At 57.3% G+C, this 17,099-nt stretch carries 18 protein-coding genes and 1 pseudogene; 8 read left to right on the top strand and 11 right to left on the bottom strand.

Translation table 11 applies throughout. The features are described from left to right. Positions 1-175: 175 nt before the first annotated feature. Both B2A78_RS02100 and B2A78_RS02095 read right to left on the bottom strand, forming a co-directional pair. Positions 176-1,291 carry a methyltransferase gene (locus B2A78_RS02100; protein WP_077728256.1) on the bottom strand — a complete coding sequence of 372 codons (1,116 nt, stop codon included), beginning with the start codon at positions 1,289-1,291 and terminating at the stop codon, positions 176-178. An 11-nt stretch (positions 1,292-1,302) separates the two neighbouring features. After that, positions 1,303-1,923 (bottom strand): TetR/AcrR family transcriptional regulator, encoded by a 621-nt coding sequence (locus B2A78_RS02095; protein WP_077728255.1) that lies wholly within the window; start codon positions 1,921-1,923, stop codon positions 1,303-1,305. 252 nt (positions 1,924-2,175) lie between these two features. On the opposite strand from B2A78_RS02095, the gene B2A78_RS25940 reads away from it, so the two are divergent. From B2A78_RS25940 to B2A78_RS02080, 4 genes are read left to right on the top strand one after another with little or no spacing between them, the layout of a single operon-like run. Next, positions 2,176-2,328: a hypothetical protein gene (locus tag B2A78_RS25940; RefSeq protein ID WP_166642458.1), complete on the top strand. Its 153-nt coding sequence runs from the start codon at positions 2,176-2,178 to the stop codon at positions 2,326-2,328. Between the two features lie 8 nt (positions 2,329-2,336). Continuing rightward, a complete protein-coding gene (locus B2A78_RS02090) occupies positions 2,337-2,858 on the top strand; it encodes a cupredoxin domain-containing protein (protein WP_077728254.1) in 522 nt (173 codons plus the stop codon). A 4-nt stretch (positions 2,859-2,862) separates the two neighbouring features. Next, the gene (locus B2A78_RS02085) at positions 2,863-4,491 is read left to right on the top strand and encodes a b(o/a)3-type cytochrome-c oxidase subunit 1 (protein ID WP_077728253.1); all 1,629 of its coding nucleotides are present in this window, start codon (positions 2,863-2,865) and stop codon (positions 4,489-4,491) included. A gap of 1 nt (position 4,492) precedes the next feature. Then, entirely contained in the window at positions 4,493-5,149 is a 657-nt protein-coding gene (locus B2A78_RS02080) for a c-type cytochrome (protein ID WP_077728252.1), read from the top strand. Between the two features lie 438 nt (positions 5,150-5,587). On the opposite strand, the gene B2A78_RS02075 is transcribed toward B2A78_RS02080, so the two are convergent. From B2A78_RS02075 to B2A78_RS25500, 5 genes are all read right to left on the bottom strand, one after another. Continuing rightward, positions 5,588-6,664 carry a cytochrome-c peroxidase gene (locus B2A78_RS02075; RefSeq protein ID WP_077728251.1) on the bottom strand — a complete coding sequence of 359 codons (1,077 nt, stop codon included), beginning with the start codon at positions 6,662-6,664 and terminating at the stop codon, positions 5,588-5,590. Positions 6,665-7,085: 421 nt separating this feature from the next. After that, complete coding sequence (locus tag B2A78_RS02070; protein ID WP_077728250.1) at positions 7,086-9,320, bottom strand: EAL domain-containing protein; 2,235 nt, start codon at positions 9,318-9,320, stop codon at positions 7,086-7,088. Next, positions 9,317-9,562, bottom strand: a complete 246-nt coding sequence (locus B2A78_RS02065) for a GDCCVxC domain-containing (seleno)protein (protein ID WP_077728345.1) — start codon at positions 9,560-9,562, stop codon at positions 9,317-9,319. Before B2A78_RS02065 ends, B2A78_RS02070 begins: the two co-directional genes overlap by 4 nt. Positions 9,563-9,597: 35 nt before the next feature. Continuing rightward, positions 9,598-10,434: an RNA methyltransferase gene (locus tag B2A78_RS02060; RefSeq protein WP_240502372.1), complete on the bottom strand. Its 837-nt coding sequence runs from the start codon at positions 10,432-10,434 to the stop codon at positions 9,598-9,600. A 360-nt stretch (positions 10,435-10,794) separates the two neighbouring features. Continuing rightward, positions 10,795-10,974 (bottom strand): hypothetical protein, encoded by a 180-nt coding sequence (locus B2A78_RS25500; protein WP_143735045.1) that lies wholly within the window; start codon positions 10,972-10,974, stop codon positions 10,795-10,797. A 123-nt stretch (positions 10,975-11,097) separates the two neighbouring features. On the opposite strand from B2A78_RS25500, the pseudogene B2A78_RS26470 reads away from it, so the two are divergent. Then, positions 11,098-11,433 (top strand): annotated as a pseudogene (locus B2A78_RS26470) (helix-turn-helix domain-containing protein); the annotation flags it as partial. A gap of 372 nt (positions 11,434-11,805) precedes the next feature. On the opposite strand, the gene B2A78_RS02050 reads toward B2A78_RS26470, so the two are convergent. Continuing rightward, a complete protein-coding gene (locus B2A78_RS02050; protein WP_168175320.1) occupies positions 11,806-12,321 on the bottom strand; it encodes an IS630 family transposase in 516 nt (171 codons plus the stop codon). Further along, the gene (locus B2A78_RS02045; RefSeq protein WP_077728247.1) at positions 12,299-12,862 is read right to left on the bottom strand and encodes a helix-turn-helix domain-containing protein; all 564 of its coding nucleotides are present in this window, start codon (positions 12,860-12,862) and stop codon (positions 12,299-12,301) included. The genes B2A78_RS02050 and B2A78_RS02045 overlap by 23 nt, the downstream gene beginning before the upstream one ends. A gap of 502 nt (positions 12,863-13,364) precedes the next feature. On the opposite strand from B2A78_RS02045, the gene B2A78_RS25495 reads away from it, so the two are divergent. Continuing rightward, positions 13,365-14,195: a GAF domain-containing protein gene (locus tag B2A78_RS25495; RefSeq protein WP_143735043.1), complete on the top strand. Its 831-nt coding sequence runs from the start codon at positions 13,365-13,367 to the stop codon at positions 14,193-14,195. A 20-nt stretch (positions 14,196-14,215) separates the two neighbouring features. Further along, a complete protein-coding gene (locus tag B2A78_RS02040; RefSeq protein WP_077728246.1) occupies positions 14,216-14,419 on the top strand; it encodes a hypothetical protein in 204 nt (67 codons plus the stop codon). 209 nt (positions 14,420-14,628) lie between these two features. On the opposite strand, the gene B2A78_RS02035 is transcribed toward B2A78_RS02040, so the two are convergent. Then, positions 14,629-15,432, bottom strand: a complete 804-nt coding sequence (locus tag B2A78_RS02035; RefSeq protein ID WP_205780643.1) for an IS5 family transposase — start codon at positions 15,430-15,432, stop codon at positions 14,629-14,631. A 109-nt stretch (positions 15,433-15,541) separates the two neighbouring features. Between B2A78_RS02035 and B2A78_RS25490 the strand changes: the two genes are divergently transcribed. After that, complete coding sequence (locus B2A78_RS25490; protein WP_143735042.1) at positions 15,542-16,288, top strand: hypothetical protein; 747 nt, start codon at positions 15,542-15,544, stop codon at positions 16,286-16,288. Between the two features lie 42 nt (positions 16,289-16,330). Here B2A78_RS25490 and B2A78_RS02025 read toward each other — a convergent pair whose 3' ends face one another. Then, positions 16,331-17,008 carry an SOS response-associated peptidase gene (locus tag B2A78_RS02025; protein WP_077728243.1) on the bottom strand — a complete coding sequence of 226 codons (678 nt, stop codon included), beginning with the start codon at positions 17,006-17,008 and terminating at the stop codon, positions 16,331-16,333. Positions 17,009-17,099 lie beyond the last annotated feature (91 nt).

Genomic DNA, 17,099 nt, shown 5'->3' with positions numbered 1-17,099 from the left:
AGAAGCGGTGCGGCTGAAGCGACCGTTTGCGATGGGTTTAGGATCACGGTTTTCTTATGTGTCTTTTCGGGGTTATTGTACTTGGGCATTTGTGCGGAATGCTCATGCGTCTCGGCGGCAAAATGTGAAGGCGGAATTTACCGGCGATTCGAGTTCAGGTCACCGGCAAATCTCGTTATCTCGGCTGTAGAACGAGTATCTTCGCAAACGATCGAAGGTTCACCACTTCTTCCAGCATCATCCCGCACCGGTCGAACAGACTCCGCCATTCATCGAGAGTCCTCTCTCTTCCTCGGGTGGCCATGAACATTTGCATGTCGAGAGCAGCGCCGGCAAGGTCGGCCCGCGATTCGGCCATGACCAGCTCCATCAGGGCGATGCGGGCGCCCGTTCCGGTGCAAGCGCCGGCAAGATTGGTGAGAGCTTTGGCGCAGGTCTCGTCGTCGAAGCCGTGCAGTACGGCGCTGAGCAGGTAGATGTCCTTGTCGCTCGTCGCCGTCGGGACCGCTTCGAGTAAATCGCCGGCCTGAAAGCTCAGGCGGGCGAGCAGCTCCGGAGCTTCGCGTCCAATCCAATATCGTTCGGCATCCCGGATAACCTGAGCGCGATCGACCACCACGGCTTTCAGATGCGGATGCCGTTTCAGAATGGCAAGGGACTTACTGCCCCTCGATCCGCCAACATCAATCACGCGCTCGAAACGTCCCCAATCGAAGTCGCGGGCGAAGCTGTCTCCGGTCAAGGCTTCAACGCTGTCCATTGCCCGCGAGAACAGTGCGTCGAATTCGGGGTGGCTGTCCATATAAGCAAACAGGTCCTGCCCATGAGCGAGCCTGAAAGGAACTTCCCCGCTCTTGACGCCGTTTTCCAATTGTTCATACCAGGGGCGGCTCATCTCCTCCGAGTTGTGCATCAGAATCATCGCGCGCACGCTTTTCGGGTGGTCCTTCCGCAGATAGGCGGAAACGCGGTTATTACCGAACACACGAGGCGACACTTCCTGGAAAACGCCCATGGCAGCGAGCATCCGAAGCAGCCGGTAGACGCCATCGGGTTGCGCAGAAACCTGCGCGGCGATCTTTTCGGCCGTGAACTGTTGATCTCCCAGCACCGTCGCGATGTCGAGTCGGGCGGCGACGTAAAGCGCTCGTGATTGCCAGAAAGCCGAGCCGATCTGCATTAGGCGAAACGGCGGCGGCGTCATCTTATCCGGGATGGTCTGGAGCCAGCCGGCGAATCTCATCAATCGGGAAAACAGCCGAACGGCTCCGGCAGTTTTTTGTAATGGCATCGCGGCTCCAGCTATTCGTGCGGGGCCGGTGCCAGGCCCCCCGTAAAGAGTCGGCCGTTGAACTCGGCCAGGTTTTCGATGAACACTGCATCCATCGCATGCCCCATTTGTTCCTCGAAGATGTCTTTCAGCAGCATCGGCATCATGGCCAGGCTGACGAATGCCATCCTCAGGATGTCGGGGTCTACCGATGGGGCGATCTGTCCATGGCTTTTCAAGTCGGCCACTGTCCGCGCGCCGCGTGTGCGTCCCCGTTCCAGCAATTGCTGAATAAAGCGTCGGCCTGGGCCTTGGTTCAGCGCCAGCACTTTCAGGATCAGCTTGGGAAATTCCGGCCGTTTGGACATCGCGTGGTAGTAGAGACGGAGGAAATCCGTAAAGCCTTCCACCGACGACAGTATCGGGCCGTCCAGCACATCCAGCAACGGGCTCAACGTATGCCGGATCATCTCCTCGTACAGACCTTCCTTGCTGCCGAAGTAGTACCGGATCATGGAAATATTGGCGTCGGCCTTTTCGGCAATCCGTCGGGTCGTGACCTTGTGGTATTCGTCGGCGAGAAAGCATTCGAGAGCCGCCCCGAGCAGCCGGGACCGGACGGAGGCTGGAGGTTGTTCGGCGGCAACAGCCATAACCTTCTCCTATAGCGGGTGACCGAAAGCAGAGTAGCATCCGCCTGTTGCCATCGATAGCGGTTTCGCCAATCAAAACGCGTCCTTTGATTGATTCATGGCTCGGCGCGCAGGGCTATTAGCTCTATCGCGTATTCGGCAAAACTTGTTGCGTTGCCGCCAAATCATAACGGATTAATGCTTGCGTTCGGCCATCAGGCGGGGCACACTCCACGACTGTTGAGGCACGGCTAATTTGTCAAGGGGACAAATATGGATATCAAAAATGAAGAAGAACGTTTTGATCCCTCGAAATTCACGCCGATCGGCACTTGGACACTGCTTTGCCTGATCGTCGCCGGAATGGTGATCGCCTGGCTTTTCCTTTACTTCGGCGTGTTTCTGCCGCGCGGCGGCGTGCAGTGAGGTGAGCCATGCATATCCACCCGCTCGAGAGAAGATGGATTTATGTCGTTCTGGCGGTCATCGGCATCTTTCTGCTGGCCATTTTCTACACCGCCATCGCACGAAACATCCATCCGCCCAGTCACATCGAAACCATCGATTCCGCCAGTCTCCATCTGAGCGAGGAATTCGCCGAGGATAAACTCGGCGTTTGGACCCAGCCCGACGGCACGATCAAAGTGACTCTGGTCGCCGCCCGCTACGGGTTCTATCCCCGCGAGATCCAGCTTCCCGCCGGAACCCAAGTGACGTTCCGCATCGCCAGTGCCGACGTCCTGCACGGCATCCATATCCCGATGACCAACATGGGCACGATGGTCGTGCCGGGCTACGTCTCCGAGATCACCACGACCTTTCCGAAGCCTGGCGAATATCCCATGCTCTGCAACGAATACTGCGGGCTCGGGCACGATCACATGTGGAGCAAGGTGACCGTAGTGGCCAAGGAAAGCTGGCCCGCGGCACCCAATGCGCAACCGGTAAGGAGATAAGCGTATGCTCGCAATCGAAATCAGAAAACTGGCGCTGAGCCATTTCGCGGTCGCTTTCGGTGCCTTCGCCTTGGCGGCGGTTATGGGGTTTTACCAGGTGCTGGAGCGCAGCGACCTGATCCCGGCCCTGCAGTCGCCCGGCGTGTACTTCGCTTCCGTCAGCACTCATGGGGTGTTGATGGCTTATGTGCTGACCACCTTTTTCATCATGGGGTTCGGCTACGTCACGGCCGTGTCCAGCCTGAAGATGCCGCTATGGAATCTGAAATGGGCCTGGATCGGTTTCTGGATCAGCACGGTCGGGACGGGATTGGCCGCGCTTCCCTTGCTGCTCGGCCGGGCCTCGGTGCTCTACACCTTTTATCCGCCGGTGCAGGCCCATGCGCTGTTTTACATCGGCGCAACGCTGCTGGTGGTGGGCTCGTGGTTCTGGTGCGTGATCATGATCGCCATGCACAGGCAATGGAAGGAGGCTCATCCGGGCGAGCCGGTGCCCCTGCCGATGTTTGCTACTACCGCCAACGCGATTCTGTGGCTTTGGACCAGCGCGGGCGTGGCGGCGGAGGTTTTGTTCCAGCTTGTTCCCTGGTCCTTGGGATTGAAGGATACGGTTGACGCCGGGCTAGCGAGAACGCTATTCGCCTGGACTCTGCATCCTATCGTCTATTTCTGGCTGATACCGGCCTATATCGCGCTTTACAGCTTCGTTCCCAAGGCGGCGGGCGGGAAACTTTTTAGCCACGAACTGGGACGTGCGGCTTTCGTCATGCTCTTGGTGCTCAGTCTGCCGATCGGTTTTCACCATCTTTATATGGACCCCGAACAGAGTGCCGGCTTCAAGCTGTCTCACGGTGCGCTGACCTTTCTTGTGGCCGTGCCGACCTTGCTTACCGCCTTCACGGTGACCGCCTCGCTGGAGATGGCCGGCCGATCCAAGGGAGGCACGGGCTTGTTCGGCTGGATCGGGGCCTTGCCCTGGCGCAACTCCATGGTGCTCGCGGGCATTCTTGCGGCTGCGATGCTGGTCCTGGGCGGTTTCGGCGGCCTGGTCAACGCGAGTTATGCGATGAACGCCATGGTCCACAATACGGCCTGGGTGGCCGGGCATTTCCATCTGATCTTCGGCGGGACCACCATCATCATGTACATGGCCACGGCCTATTACCTTTGGCCACACGTGACCGGCAAGCCGCTTGGTTCGTCCACGTTGCCTCTCGTGCAACTGTGGTCGTGGTTTTGGGGGTTCGTCATTCTGACGACGGCCTGGCATATTCTCGGGTTGCTCGGCCAGCCGCGCCGCATTTCGACCGTGACCTACAACAGTCCCCTCACCTTCGCGTGGGATCCCTATATATTGACCATGGTCGTCGGGGGAACCGTGCTGACGTTTTCGGCCGGGCTGTTCGTCTACATCCTCGCGAAATCGTACCGACAGCCGGAAACGGCGCCGATTCAGGCGGACGAAATCGAATACGCGGAATCGCTGGACCCGGTGACCCGGGTGCATCCGCTGTTGAACGGTTTTAGAGTGTGGAATATAGCGATAGCGGTGCTCATGCTGGTGAACTTCGGCTATCCGATCGCCCAGTTTTTCCTGATCAAGACCTTTGGCTCGGTCGCGTGGGGGTACTGACATGAAAAAGGGCTATGTTTTCGCATGGATCGTGCTCGTTGCGGCGAACGGTCAAATCTCGGCGGAGCCTTCGACCCAGGTGGCGTGGACCCCGGAAACCCTGAGGTTCGTCAAGAACGGCGATGCCGAGAGGGGTAAGGAACTCGCGCAAGCTTGCGAAGCCTGCCATGCCGCGACGCCGGAAAACGCCGAAAGCGAATTCCCGTATCTTCAAGGGCAATCGGCGACCTATCTCTATAAGCAGCTTCACGATTACAAGAGCGGCAGCCGCTCGAACGAGATCATGGTGGGCATAAGCGCCGGCCTGTCGGATCAGGACATGGCGGACGTCTCGGCCTGGTACAGCCGCCAGCCCCTGCCTCCCGCAAAGAAGGCAGATGAGGTTCCGGACACGATCCGCAAACTCGTCGACCGCGGCGACGGAACGCGCATCGTAGCGCCCTGCGCCGTCTGTCACGGTTCCGCCGGGCAAGGCCAGACCATGGATACGCCGGTCCTTGCCGCCCAAAAGGCCGCCTATCTCGAACAAACGATGCTGGCGTACAAATCCGAGGCGCGACGCAACGATATCTACCGGCGCATGCGCCTGATCGTGCAGCAGCTCAACGACGAGGAGATCCGGCAGTTGGCGAGGTATTACGCGGGTTTGGAACGCTGATCGATTTTCCCTCTGATTTTTTCGTGTAACCGGAATAAGCGTTAGCCGGTCTGCCGGGAACGGCTAGAGCGTTTTCCGAATCGGTGAAGGGATTCGGATATGTAGGTCGGCAATCCCTTGCCGACGTATCGGCTCGGCGAAGGGCTTTGTCGGCAAGGGATTGCCGACCTACGTTCTCCCCTCCTGGCACGAATCCGTACACCGGGATGGAAAACGCTCTAATTCCTTTCGGCATTCGTGTGGACATTCATCGTAGGGTGGATTAGCCCCTCGGCTCCGCTCGGGACAGGCTCCGCGTAGCCCACCCATGCGGGGTCGCTCGGTGGGTTACGGCCTCACGGCCTAATCCACCCTTCTACAAACATGAATTCCAGATTGAAATCGACTTGGCATAACGCCTCTTCGACGCCGCTCGGAAAGGCTCATCCTTCTACATGGCTAATGCGTTTTGGTGCCCTCGGGTTTTACCGTACCTTCCGGCGTAACTTCCACGATCGGCAAGGGTGTGTCTTTGGTGTGAGCCGGCAGGTGGGTCAATTCGATTTTGGGTTGATCGCCGGTCAAGGTTCTCAAAAAGGTGGTGACCGAGTCGATTTCCGGATCGGTCAGCTTGGCACCCAGTTGCGCCGTGCCCATGATGGCCACGGCCTGCCGGAGATCCCACACCTGGCCGGAGTGGAAATAAGGAGGCGTCAGCACGATATTCCTCAATGAGGGCACTTTGAAGACGTATTCGTCGCTGGCGGTATTGGTGACGGTGAATCGTCCCTTGTCCTTCAGCGGCAGGATTTCCGCACCGGGTTTTTCCACGACGCCGAAAGGAAAATAGCCGTTGCCGCCGATGTTGATGCCGTTGTGGCAGTTCGAGCAGCCCTTGTCCATGAACAGCGCCAGGCCTTGTTTTTCCGCATCGTTGAGCGCTTTGTCGTCGCCTTTGAGATAGCGGTCGAACTTGGAATTCGGGGTAATCAGGGTCGCTTCGAAGGCCTCGATGGCCTTTGCCAGATTATCGAAGCTCACCGGGTTGGGTTCGTTCGGGAAAGCTTGCTTGAAGCGTTCGACATAGCCGGGGATGGTGTTCAGGGTTTTTTCGAGCCGCTCGGGGGTATTGTTCATCTCGACGCTGGCCTGCAAGGGACCCTTGGCTTGCGTTTGAAGATCGGCCGCCCGCCCGTCCCAGAACTGGGCGATATTGAACACGGAATTCAGCACCGTGGGTGCATTGCGGGGCCCTTTCTGCCATCCGTGTCCGATCGAAGTCTGCTCGAGATCGACGCCGCCCAGCGCCAGGTTGTGGCAGCTATTGCAGCTGATCATCCAACTCCTCGAAAGACGCGGATCGAAGTAGAGCATCTTGCCCAACTCGATCCTTTCCGGCGTAACGACAGTGTTCCGGATGGGCGGCGGTTCGGTGGGAATGGGTTTGAACAGGGCCTGCGCCCTTTGCATAAGCTCCTCGGCTGCCCATGCGTTTCCCACCACCATAAGCGGCAAGCACAAGATTAGTCTTTTCACCTTTCCTCTCCTCGTGAAAACCGAGTACCAGAACCGGCAAGCCCTGGCGAGTGATTATCCTAGAAACGGCAGTTGACCGCTTCGATGCATTAGAGAAGTCCAATGAATCGTAAGTGTCCGACCTTGTACCGGTCTCACCTTCTGGGTGAAGCCGCTACGCACCCGATTGCACGGCGGGCAGGCCACCTGGCGGCGTTGCTCCTTCTTGCGGGAGACCACCCCGCGGCGGCGTCGCGCCCCTTCGACGGGGCTCAGGACAGGCCTGCCATCCGGCCGGTCCGCCGCACACTCGCGCGCGTCCGACGGCCGTTTCTAGAATTATCGGATCGCACTTCAGCCGCTCAAATGCGATTTATCAACTGCAAGATTAGAGAATCCTAGAAACGGCCGTCGGACGAGTCCGAGCGTACGGCTGGCCCGACTATGGGATTCGAGTGTGGCGTGCGGCGTACGGTTCCGGATCCCGGCCGAGAAACGCCTCGAATTCGCCGGCATCGATGGGTTTTTGGAGATAGTATCCTTGGCCGAACCTGCAATAGATGCGCTGCAGGAACGCCAATTGGTCCGCGGTTTCGATACCTTCGGCCACGGCATCCAAATCGAGGTGCTGAGCCAGGTTGACTATGGCTTCCACGATGGCGGCATCTTGTTGATTGTGCCCGATGCTGCGGATGAAGCTGCGGTCGATTTTCAGCTCGTCGAGCGGCAGTTGTTTGAGATAGGCCAGGGAAGAATATCCGGTCCCGAAATCGTCCAAGGATAAACGCACACCAGCCTCTTTCAGCTGCCGCATCTTCTTCAGCGAGCCTTTGAGATCCTCCATCACGACGTTCTCGGTCAGTTCGAGCGCGATCAGGCGAGGATCGACTCCCTGCTGGGCCAAGATCCGCAAGATCGTCTCTACGAGCTGCGGATGGCGGAACTGCACCGGGCTGAGGTTGACCGACACGGTGCGGATGTCGGCGAGCAGGCCCGTTTGTTCCCAGCAGCGCAGATATGCGGCCGTTTGCCCGACGATCCACTCGCCGATGGGCAGTATCAGGCGGGATTCCTCGGCGAGGGAAATCAAGTCCGATGGGCCGATGAGCCCCCTTTCCGGATGCAGCCAGCGCATCAGCACTTCCGCGCCCGAAGGCCGGCCGCTGTGCAAATCGAATTGCGGCTGGAAGTGCAGGCGCAATTCGAGTCGGTCGATTGCATCTCGGAGCTCCTGCTCGAGCGCAAGTCTTTGCTGAGCGTTTTTGTGCATCTGAGGATTGTAGAACCGGATGGCGTTTCGGCCGTCGTGCTTCGATCGGTACATCGCCATGTCCGCATGCTTGAGCAGATCTTCGCCGTTCCCGTCCGCATCGGGAAAAAGGGCGATGCCTATGCTCGAGGTCACATGATAAGAATGATCCCCCAGCCGATAAGGCTCCTCCAGCGAGGCAAGCACTTTCTCGGCTATTTTCCAGCACTTGTCACGGGCGTTCTCGGGCCTATCCGCCAGCTCGCAGAGCAATATCACGAACTCGTCGCCGCCGTACCGCGCTACGGTGTCCTCGCTGCGAACCAGCGAGACCAGGCGATGGGCTATCTGCTGCAATAGCGTGTCTCCCGCCGAATGGCCCAGCGAGTCATTGATGTTCTTGAAGTTGTCGAGATCCAGGAAGAGCAGCGCGCCGTGCCAGCCGTGCCTTCTCGACGCGGCCAATGCTTGCTCGATCCGAACCTGGACGGAGCGGCGATTCTCCAGCCCGGTAAGCTCATCGAAGAGCGCCAGTCGCTCGGCCTTGGCTTCGGCCGCCATGCGAATCTCGACTTCGTTTTCCGCCTGCCGATAGGTGGAATACATGTTGATCATAAGACCGGTCAGTACACAAACGTAGCTGGCGAATTTGAGCACATGGGCCAGATTGAATTCGAGGTCGAACAGGCCACTCGACAAGGGCATGAAGACGGCTTGGGATTCGAAGCTCACGATCAACGACAGTATCATCCAATGCTCGAAACTGTCGGTCTTCCATCGGCCTTTTCTCAGATAACCGATCAAGGCGAGCAGAAAGAGGATTGCCGGAAAGAATTCCTGAGGGCGAAAAAACGGACTCAACAACACAAAATGATGAGACGGCGGGAGCGGTACGAACGCGAAGAAAAGAAAACTCAGCAACGCGGCCCCGGCAGCCGTCGAATAAACGGTTTTTTCGTCGAATCGGCCGGCTGCGCCGAGTTTCGCCTCGCGGCGCCAAATCCACCCGCTCAACAGCAGCGCCGCAGACAGAAAGAAACGGGATGCCATCCAGCTCCACGGTATCAACGACGATAACGCCGAGGGCAAGCGCTGACTCAGCCACTCCGAGGTCACCAGGGCGTGGTGCCCGTCGAGGAGGCCGGTGCCGAGGAAACCGGTGCCGATAACCAGAAAGGTATTGCTCTTGCGGCTGTAGTAGCGGACCAGGGCCATGGCTCCGACGACGAACGCCAGCAGCGTCGCGACCGTTTCCATAATGGTGTGCAGATGCGCCGAGCCGGTCCACGAATGGCCGCGCAACGCGAGGTAGCCGGCGACTAGAAGCAAGGCCACGAGCCCGTAGCTGAACAGACGGGGCCTGACCGGAATATCGGAGTGGATATTGTTCAAGGCAAAGGACGGTTTAAATTGATTAACTTTAGTCAACTATCGTCGACATGATGGTTCGCCTTGGAGCAACAATCCGGATCGTGGGTTTGTACCGGCGGGCACGGTACGCTGCCGTAGGAGCAGAAGACGCAGCAATCCCCCTGCTTGGGCCTCAGCATCCGTCCGCAGCCGGCGCATTCGTAGAACCACTGGCAGGCATCGACGGGCATTTGTTCCTTCCGCGAAAATCCGCACGCCGGGCAGGTGATGATCGATAAGGTTTTCGGTGGCGTTGTCATAAGTTTTTTCCGCTGGAAACCGCCGACCGGTCGAATCAAGCCGATTTTCTCGGGCGGCTTTTCGGAGTGCCGGCGCCTCTCGATTTTCCACGTGGAGGGTTCGGGCGACGCGTGGGCCGCGTGGCGTCGGATCGCGGACGCAACGCGTAAGCCAGGATCGCCGCAGTCGCCGACACGTTGAGGGATTGTACCTGGCCGGAGCCCGGCAGGGTCACGACGGCTTCGCAAGCCGCCAGCGTCGCCGTCGGTAGCCCATCTTCCTCGTTGCCGAGAACGACGGCAGCGGGGCGCGGGTCTTGCGTCAGCGTTTCCATGGAAACGCCGCGCCCCAGGGCCGTGCCCACGACGCGGTAATCGCGTCTCAAGCGCTTCAGTGCCTCGGGCAAAGACGTGGCCTTGCGGATTTGCAGGTATTCGAGCCCGCCCTCTGCCACCCGATAGGCCGATTCGGAGAGTCCGGCTTGAGCCGGGTGATCGGAAATCACCAGATTCTGAAATCCGAAAAAAGCCAGCGTGCGGGCAATGGCGCCGAGATTATGAGAATTGCTGACGCCGTCCAGGATGAACAGGGGCTGCCCGCCGCGAGCCCAACGATGGGCTTCCCCGAGATCCAAGGGCGGAATCGGGCGCGGCTCGGCAACCGCGACGATACCGCCGTGCAGTACGGTGCCGGCGATGCGCGCCAACTCCTCGGTGTCGACCATGCGGTAGGGACGACGGAGCCGTGCCATATAGGCGCAGAACTCGCCGACCAGGGGTACCATGTGCTCTCCATAAAAAAACCGCAGCACCCGGTCGGGATCGCGCTTGAATAAGGCGGCAACCGCGGGCAGCCCGGCGATTCTGATCGTCCGCTCGGGCGGGTGGGCCATCGGTTTCTCCATCTGTGGGCGTTTAGGCGTGCGTACTTGGCGGGGTGAGCGGTCCGAGGGACGCGGCGTTTTCGGTTTGGACACGGAAGGAATTGCATAGTAGTTTCTACGGTTTTCCATTCTACCCATTCCGCACCGTCCGCGGTGAGCCAAGACCCGTGTCCCGCCTGATACTTTTCAATAATCAGCATTGATTCATGTAAGTGGCGTAATTCAAGATTTATGATGCATTAGCTAGATGCGCATACTCACAAACCTACTCACTTCTCGTGTTGCTGCTTGTGGTTTTCTGGCAAATCGGCAACAAAAAAAACCGGCCAAGTTCCCCCGGCCGGGCCTTTGGCAGTTTTGATTCAGGCTCTACCCACCGATGATTCGCTCTGAATCTCCCTGCTTGTCATTCGGCGTTTTCAGGTTGCTCATCGTGAACAAGATTCGAATGCCGTCGATTTGGAAATTGAGCTCTACCCGGTAGTCATCGGCATATTCGGTCGGGAGCATCGCCAAGATGTCCTTCATGACTGAGGTGAAATTTCTCATGGCGCACCCCCGTGGAACCCTAGGACCGATCGATCGGTTCACTGGCATCATCAACCAGGCGGCGATTCTGTACCACGCGAACGCAGTCCGGAAAGATGTACTTCGACCGCTGGACCATAGAAGAAGCCGATTACGCTGGAATTCGCGAAAAAGGCTTTGCGGGACTTGATCGCGCTTCAGGACGGATGATCAACGTCGAGAGCATCCAGAAGACGGTTGCGGAATACTACAAAATTCGCGTGGCCGATCTTCTGGCGAACAAGCGCGCCCGCTTGGTGACAAGTCCCCGACAAATCGCCGTGGCATTGGCCAAAGAGCTGACCCAATCATAGTTTGCTGGAAATCGGGCAGCAGTTCGGTAGGCGGGACCATACGACGGTCTTGCACGCGTGCCGCAAGGTTCAGGAGTTGAAGGAAAGCGACACCAAGTTCGCCGAAGATTACTCTAACCTCATGCGCACAAGGGAGTGGTACCCTCTTGTGCGGTACCTCACAAACTTTCAGCTTTTGTGTGAGGTGGTCCTCTGGAGAAGAGTGAGGGAACGATGGACAATAGAACGAAGCCCGCCAGGGTGGGCAGGCTTCGCAATGGCGTTAGATCCAGTTCGCAGCTGGATCTGGCCTTTTCCAAAACCCGGTGAAAAGTATTGGAGGTTCAATGATACCCCTACTTGAGCGAATTTTCTCATCTAATGGCATCTTCGGCTTGATTGCCATTTTAAGTCTTTTGGTTGCTATTCTGGCCCTCATCAAGTGACAACCCGCTTCCTACCCCCAAGGCGCGATCGGAGTGGGCAAGTTATTATACGGATCTGAAGAAGTTCTCGGACATCAAACGGTCTTCCGAGCGGCTTTGATCCAGGCGAAGTCGCACAGGCGCCTCAGCCGAGCGGGATCGTCCACCAGGGTATTCCAGGCCGTGGCCACTGCGTCGTCGAGCGCAGTTTGATCGGCATATGCCCGGTTGCTCAAGTGCCGCTGACGCAGTTCGTGCCAGAGGCCCTCGGCCGGGTTGAGTTCGGGGGAGCGCGCGGGCAGGGGCAACAGCGTCAGGTTATCCGGCACCCTCAGCGCTGGGGTTATGTGCCAACCGGCATGATCGAGCACCAAGACGGCGTGCACATTGGCGGCGAGCTGACGGCTCAAGTCGTCCAGCTGCACCTGGATCGCCACCGGCATGAGCCAGGCGTTGGTCTCGCCGGTGGCCGGACACACGGCGCCAAAGAGATACACGTAGTGGTACTCAGTTTGTCGGGGCCGGCAGGGACGGCTGCCTTGGTCGGCCCACACCCGGCTTAACGTACCCTGTTGGCCAAAGCGCGCTTCATCTTGAAACCAGAGTTGCACGTGACACTCGGGATGGGCGCGTTGCACGTCCGCCAGTTGGGTCGGCAGATTTTTTGATAAAGGCGGCCTGCGTATCGGGATCACTGTCGGGATGCTTTGGCCGGGGCACGAGGTTCGATTGCTTGAGCCGGTGCAAGAGCCGGTACACCCCGGGCAACGAATACTCAGCCTCGAACTCGTCTTTCAGCAGACGGCGGATGTCCTCTCCTCGATAAGCCGACAGCCCCGCCTCGGGCGGCGGGCCGGCGTGTAGGCGGGCCAGAAAAGCCGCCGCTTGTTCGTGCGGCAGGTGAGTCGGGCGGCCCGAACGTGGCCGATCCGCAAGTCCCGCCAGTCCTTCGGCGTTGTAGCGCCGTACCCAGTCATACAACTGCGTGCGGCCCAAGGCAAACAGGCCAGCCGTTTCGTCAATGCGGTGGCCGGCTACTAAATGGCGGATGGCCAGGATCCGGCAGCGCACTCGGGCGTTCGGTTCACGGCGTGCCGCCGCAGCCAGGTGCTCGGCGGACAGCCACTGGGAAACGGTGCTAGTCGAACCCATCCTGATCACTCCGAGGTCAACTAGAGATCTTAAGCTTACGCCTGTCCGGGAATTATTTCAGTTCCGTATTAGACCCGTTCTGCGGCTCTGGGTGATTCATGTTCGCTTGCGACCTGAGCCGTTGTCTTGACCAAATGAAAAAACCCGGCTGCGGGGTGCGGAGCCGGGTTTCTCGCGCTGTCGTAAGATCGGGCGCAAGCGCATGGGAAGACAGCCGCGCGGTGATCTCAGTTTAGTTCAGGATCACAAGGGTGCAAAACGACAGAACGCACATAATTCAGTCGGCGATCATCCATAGCGCCCTTAATTCAAGGGCGTCACTCTCTGTGTAAGCAATAACTGACAGGATTATCAGCCGTAGCTTACATGAAATTTCTCACCAGTTCAGCAAAGATGTAACAGGGAAGTAACATAATTGCTTGAGAACAAACGCACAGCGAGCGTGTAATGAGGTTCTTCGAGATATCTGGCATAAATAAAATGGACGTGGAATGAGAGGTAAATGAAAAACAAAATTAGATCTGTGCTTGCATTAATTTTGCGCAAATGTGAGCGCTTCTTAACTTGCCAATATTATCGCTTTCGGCACTGGATAGGTGGAAAGCTCAGATTTGAGATCTTTAACGTCGTAGCAGATATTACGAACACGTTGGCATGGCTTGTGCTTGTATTGTATCAAGTAATTAAAGGAGGTAGCGGAAGCCATGTTGTTTATGGTGCAGCGATTGTCATGGCTTTGACACGCGTTGTGCCGCCTCTTCGCAAAGTGCTAAGTGGAAAGGGAGATATCGCAGAATACAAGCTAAAGCGACGGATTAGGACCGCTTCGTGCTTGGAAGATATCAATAAGATGATTGCAAATCCGAGCGAGTTATCATCAGAAAATTTGATGCATGTTCGAAAAAAACTATTAGAGTGTATTGTCGAACATGTTAGAGAATACCGAGGAGATCTATACGGAACGAAAATTTATTCTAATCTTTTGATTAGAGAAGGAGAGGAAATTGTTGTAGTTGCTCGAGACTCTCCCTCGAGAAAGGAAGGGGTACGGTACAGTAAAGATGCTTTATTAAGTAGTAAAGTATTTGATGAAATCAAAGCTATCTCTTGTGGAAGAGCAAGAGACCATACAGAGAGACACATAGAGTACGAAAGCTTTATGGCTCTTCCCGTCGTGGATTACAACAACAATACGTGTTTGGCTGTTATTACGATTGACAGTACTGAACCGCACCATTTTGATGATATTTATCAGTCTTTGGAGACAATGTTACGGCCGTACACTAGGACATTGGCCATAACATTTACTCTTGAGCAAACCGGTGCACATTAAGTAAAAATGGGAGCATCACTATGGCTGGAACACAAAAATTGCAAGGAAAGGAGAAACTCTATAGCGATTTTTATCGCAATAGAATTAGTGAACAAGATTTAATTCAACAAATTACTAAAATCGACCGGGGATCGGAATTTGGCAATGCAGGCAAGGCGATAAAGACTTTTCTGCGAGATTTGATTTTACCTTCTTGGAAGGAAAAAAATCGCGACTTGCTATAACACTGCAGGCGAAGTTTTTGACGAAAGCCCGCTCGAAGCGGGCTTTTTCTTTTTCATTGCTATCGATGAGCCAACAAGAAATCTAGCCGCGAAGTGCGAGCTGGGTTTGCATCGCGCTGCCGTAGGATCAGGCGCAAGCGCATGGGAAGACAACAGCGCGGCACTTTCAGCTTAGGTCGGAATGGCTGGGGCGCAAGACCTAGAGCGTGTTATGCACTTTGGAGAAGTGGAGCGGCCTTGACGAGCATGAGGATGGCAAAGACGATAAAGTGCAAGCCCGCCAAGGTTTCGGCCAATCGTTCATAATCGCGAGCCAAGCGGCGAAACCGGGCAATCCAGCCGAAACTGCGCTCCACCACCCACCGCCGGGGCAACAGCACAAAGCCTCTTTTGGCCTCCGGCAGCTTGACCACGTCCAGCCGAATGCCCTGCCGGCGGGCGGCCTCGGCCGCCTCGTCGCCGGTGTAGCCCTGATCGACAAACGCCACTTCGACCTGCTGGCCTGTAACCTGTTGAACAGATCGCGCCAGTTCCGCCACTTGGGCACGCTCCTGCCAGTTGGCTGGCGTGACCAGCAGGGCCAGCAAGTGGCCCAAGGTATCGACGGCCATGTGGACCTTGCTGCCCTTCTTGCGCTTGTAGCCATCGTAACCGGCCCTCACACCGCTCTCACAACTGGATGGCAGCGTTCGCCCATCGAAGATGACGGCACGGGGCCGCGCTTTCCGGCCTTGGGCCTGGCGCAGAAGTTCTCGGAGATCGTGGACGACCGCTTCGAAACAGCCCGCCGCAAGCCAACGCTGGGTCTGCTGATAGACGGCTTCCCACGGCGGCAGGTCATGCGGCAACAGCCGCCAGGGCGCACCGGCCCGGACTAACCAGCGCAGGCCATTGAAGATCTCACGCAGATCGTGCTGGCGTTGGGGCGCGTCCGCCTTCATCAAGGTTAAATAAGGGGCCACGAACATCCATTCGTCGTCCCACACATCGCTAGGATAAGGTTTACGAGTCATCATGCTCGTAATAACCACTTCTCCAGCAAAAAGTTCATAACACGCTCTAGCTTGGGAACCGTCATCAACTCACCATACTTGTAAGCCTTAGCTTACAGGTTTTTCAGCTTTGACTGACTTGACCCACTTGCTGCTCGTCCAGATGATGGCGCGCAGAGGAAATTCGGTAAGGAGCGCTGATGCACAAAACGATATTGCCATGAAAACACTCCAATCTACTGTTCTGACTTGCGCAACCTTAGTGCTGGTCGCGTCTGCCTCCCCCGTGCAGTCCAGCGTTGTGATTACCTACCAGCCCCTGCCTCCAATTGAATTCCAAGGGGTCACCGTATATTCCCCAACACCCTGCGACCCACCATTCTGCACCCCCGATTACAGCATCAGCTGGGGCTCTGGCTCGCCGGTGACGTATTTATCCGGTTCACCGACGTCAAGTCCCCTGATGTTCGACGCCAGCGGCACGATTGGCCCAACCCATTACGGCCAGCACTTCTTGCCCTATACCCTTGGGTATAACTTTGCCGGCGATTATGTGGCTACCCTCTCGACCGATCCGCTGCCCAATGAATCAGCGGACATTCGGTTCGCGATCATAGCCGGTGGTCCGCACGGCGCCGATCTATCGTTCCAATCGGTTTCTACCCTTTTTGACATGATCCTATCCAGTACGCCAGGCGAGCTTAGATTTTCGCCCATCGATGGCTGGGATTATTACGCGGTGGTCTACGGCACCCTTACCGAGCCCCTGAACTACCGCTTAACCGTGGCGTCCGTCCCTATACCCGCCGCCGTATGGCTCTTCGGCAGCAGTGTCGTCGCTCTGTTCGGTGCGCTAAGACGTGTGACGGCTCGATGAGAAATCCCCACCTAAACCGGGGGATGCGTACAGACGGGGACCTCAAGCGGGTAACACCTTTTGCACGCACCTCTCCGTATCATTTCGCGGATTATTGACCTCCGTACTCACCGGATAGGTCTGCATCAATTCCGAGGGAAAGGGCTTGAGAAGGCTCTGCAAGAGCTCGGCTTGTCGAGCATCGGCGGATAGCCACAACGCATAATCCCGCTCGCCCAGTATCACCGGCATGCGGTCATGAATCGGCCGGGTCAAGTCATTTGCTTCGGTTACGATGATGGTGCAGGACTCGATGACTGTTCCCTCCCGCTCCCAGTGCTCCGAGAGCCCCGCGAACGCGAAGAGCTCTCCCTCCCGAAGGCTGATGAAATACGGCTGCTTGGTCTTTGAGCCGGGACGTGCGGCCCATTCGAAATAGCCGGATGCCGGCACAAGACAACGGCGCCGGCGAAAGGCATTTCGAAAGGCGGGCTTGGTGGCGACCGTTTCGGCCCGTGCGTTGATGGTGCTGTAATCGATCTTCGGTTCCTTCGCCCAGGATGGCAGCAAGCCCCAGCGAACCAGGACGCATTCTCGCTGCCCTTCCGGGGTCAGCCTGACGATCGGCACCGCTTGACTCGGCGCGATATTGAAGCGGCGGATCAGGCGCGGTATTTCGTAAAGCTCGAACTGACGCATGATCCGCCCTTCCTTCCCTTTGAGCGCGTAGCGGCCACACATAACTTGCCTCCGGCTTCGATGGCGTTAGCTGAGAGTCTACGGAGAACCGAGCGGATTTGTCATCCGGCGGCGACGATTGCTTCGGCAATCA

Source organism: Methylocaldum sp. 14B, assembly GCF_002005105.1.
In the GTDB taxonomy this organism is placed as follows: domain Bacteria; phylum Pseudomonadota; class Gammaproteobacteria; order Methylococcales; family Methylococcaceae; genus Methylocaldum.
The sequence above is the reverse complement of the archived record's forward strand: the minus strand, read 5'-3'. Positions and strand labels throughout refer to the sequence as shown.

Excerpts from the sequence above, each read along its gene's own strand:
- B2A78_RS02100 (WP_077728256.1), bottom strand. The coding sequence starts at position 1,291 with ATGCCATTACAAAAAACTGCCGGAGCCGTTCGGCTGTTTTCCCGATTG.
- B2A78_RS02095 (WP_077728255.1), bottom strand. The coding sequence starts at position 1,923 with ATGGCTGTTGCCGCCGAACAACCTCCAGCCTCCGTCCGGTCCCGGCTG.
- B2A78_RS25940 (WP_166642458.1), top strand. The coding sequence starts at position 2,176 with ATGGATATCAAAAATGAAGAAGAACGTTTTGATCCCTCGAAATTCACG.
- B2A78_RS02090 (WP_077728254.1), top strand. The coding sequence starts at position 2,337 with ATGCATATCCACCCGCTCGAGAGAAGATGGATTTATGTCGTTCTGGCG.
- B2A78_RS02085 (WP_077728253.1), top strand. The coding sequence starts at position 2,863 with ATGCTCGCAATCGAAATCAGAAAACTGGCGCTGAGCCATTTCGCGGTC.
- B2A78_RS02080 (WP_077728252.1), top strand. The coding sequence starts at position 4,493 with ATGAAAAAGGGCTATGTTTTCGCATGGATCGTGCTCGTTGCGGCGAAC.
- B2A78_RS02065 (WP_077728345.1), bottom strand. The coding sequence starts at position 9,562 with ATGACAACGCCACCGAAAACCTTATCGATCATCACCTGCCCGGCGTGC.
- B2A78_RS02060 (WP_240502372.1), bottom strand. The coding sequence starts at position 10,434 with ATGGCCCACCCGCCCGAGCGGACGATCAGAATCGCCGGGCTGCCCGCG.
- B2A78_RS25500 (WP_143735045.1), bottom strand. The coding sequence starts at position 10,974 with ATGAGAAATTTCACCTCAGTCATGAAGGACATCTTGGCGATGCTCCCG.
- B2A78_RS02045 (WP_077728247.1), bottom strand. The coding sequence starts at position 12,862 with ATGGGTTCGACTAGCACCGTTTCCCAGTGGCTGTCCGCCGAGCACCTG.
- B2A78_RS25495 (WP_143735043.1), top strand. The coding sequence starts at position 13,365 with ATGAAAAACAAAATTAGATCTGTGCTTGCATTAATTTTGCGCAAATGT.
- B2A78_RS02040 (WP_077728246.1), top strand. The coding sequence starts at position 14,216 with ATGGCTGGAACACAAAAATTGCAAGGAAAGGAGAAACTCTATAGCGAT.
- B2A78_RS02035 (WP_205780643.1), bottom strand. The coding sequence starts at position 15,432 with ATGACTCGTAAACCTTATCCTAGCGATGTGTGGGACGACGAATGGATG.
- B2A78_RS02025 (WP_077728243.1), bottom strand. The coding sequence starts at position 17,008 with ATGTGTGGCCGCTACGCGCTCAAAGGGAAGGAAGGGCGGATCATGCGT.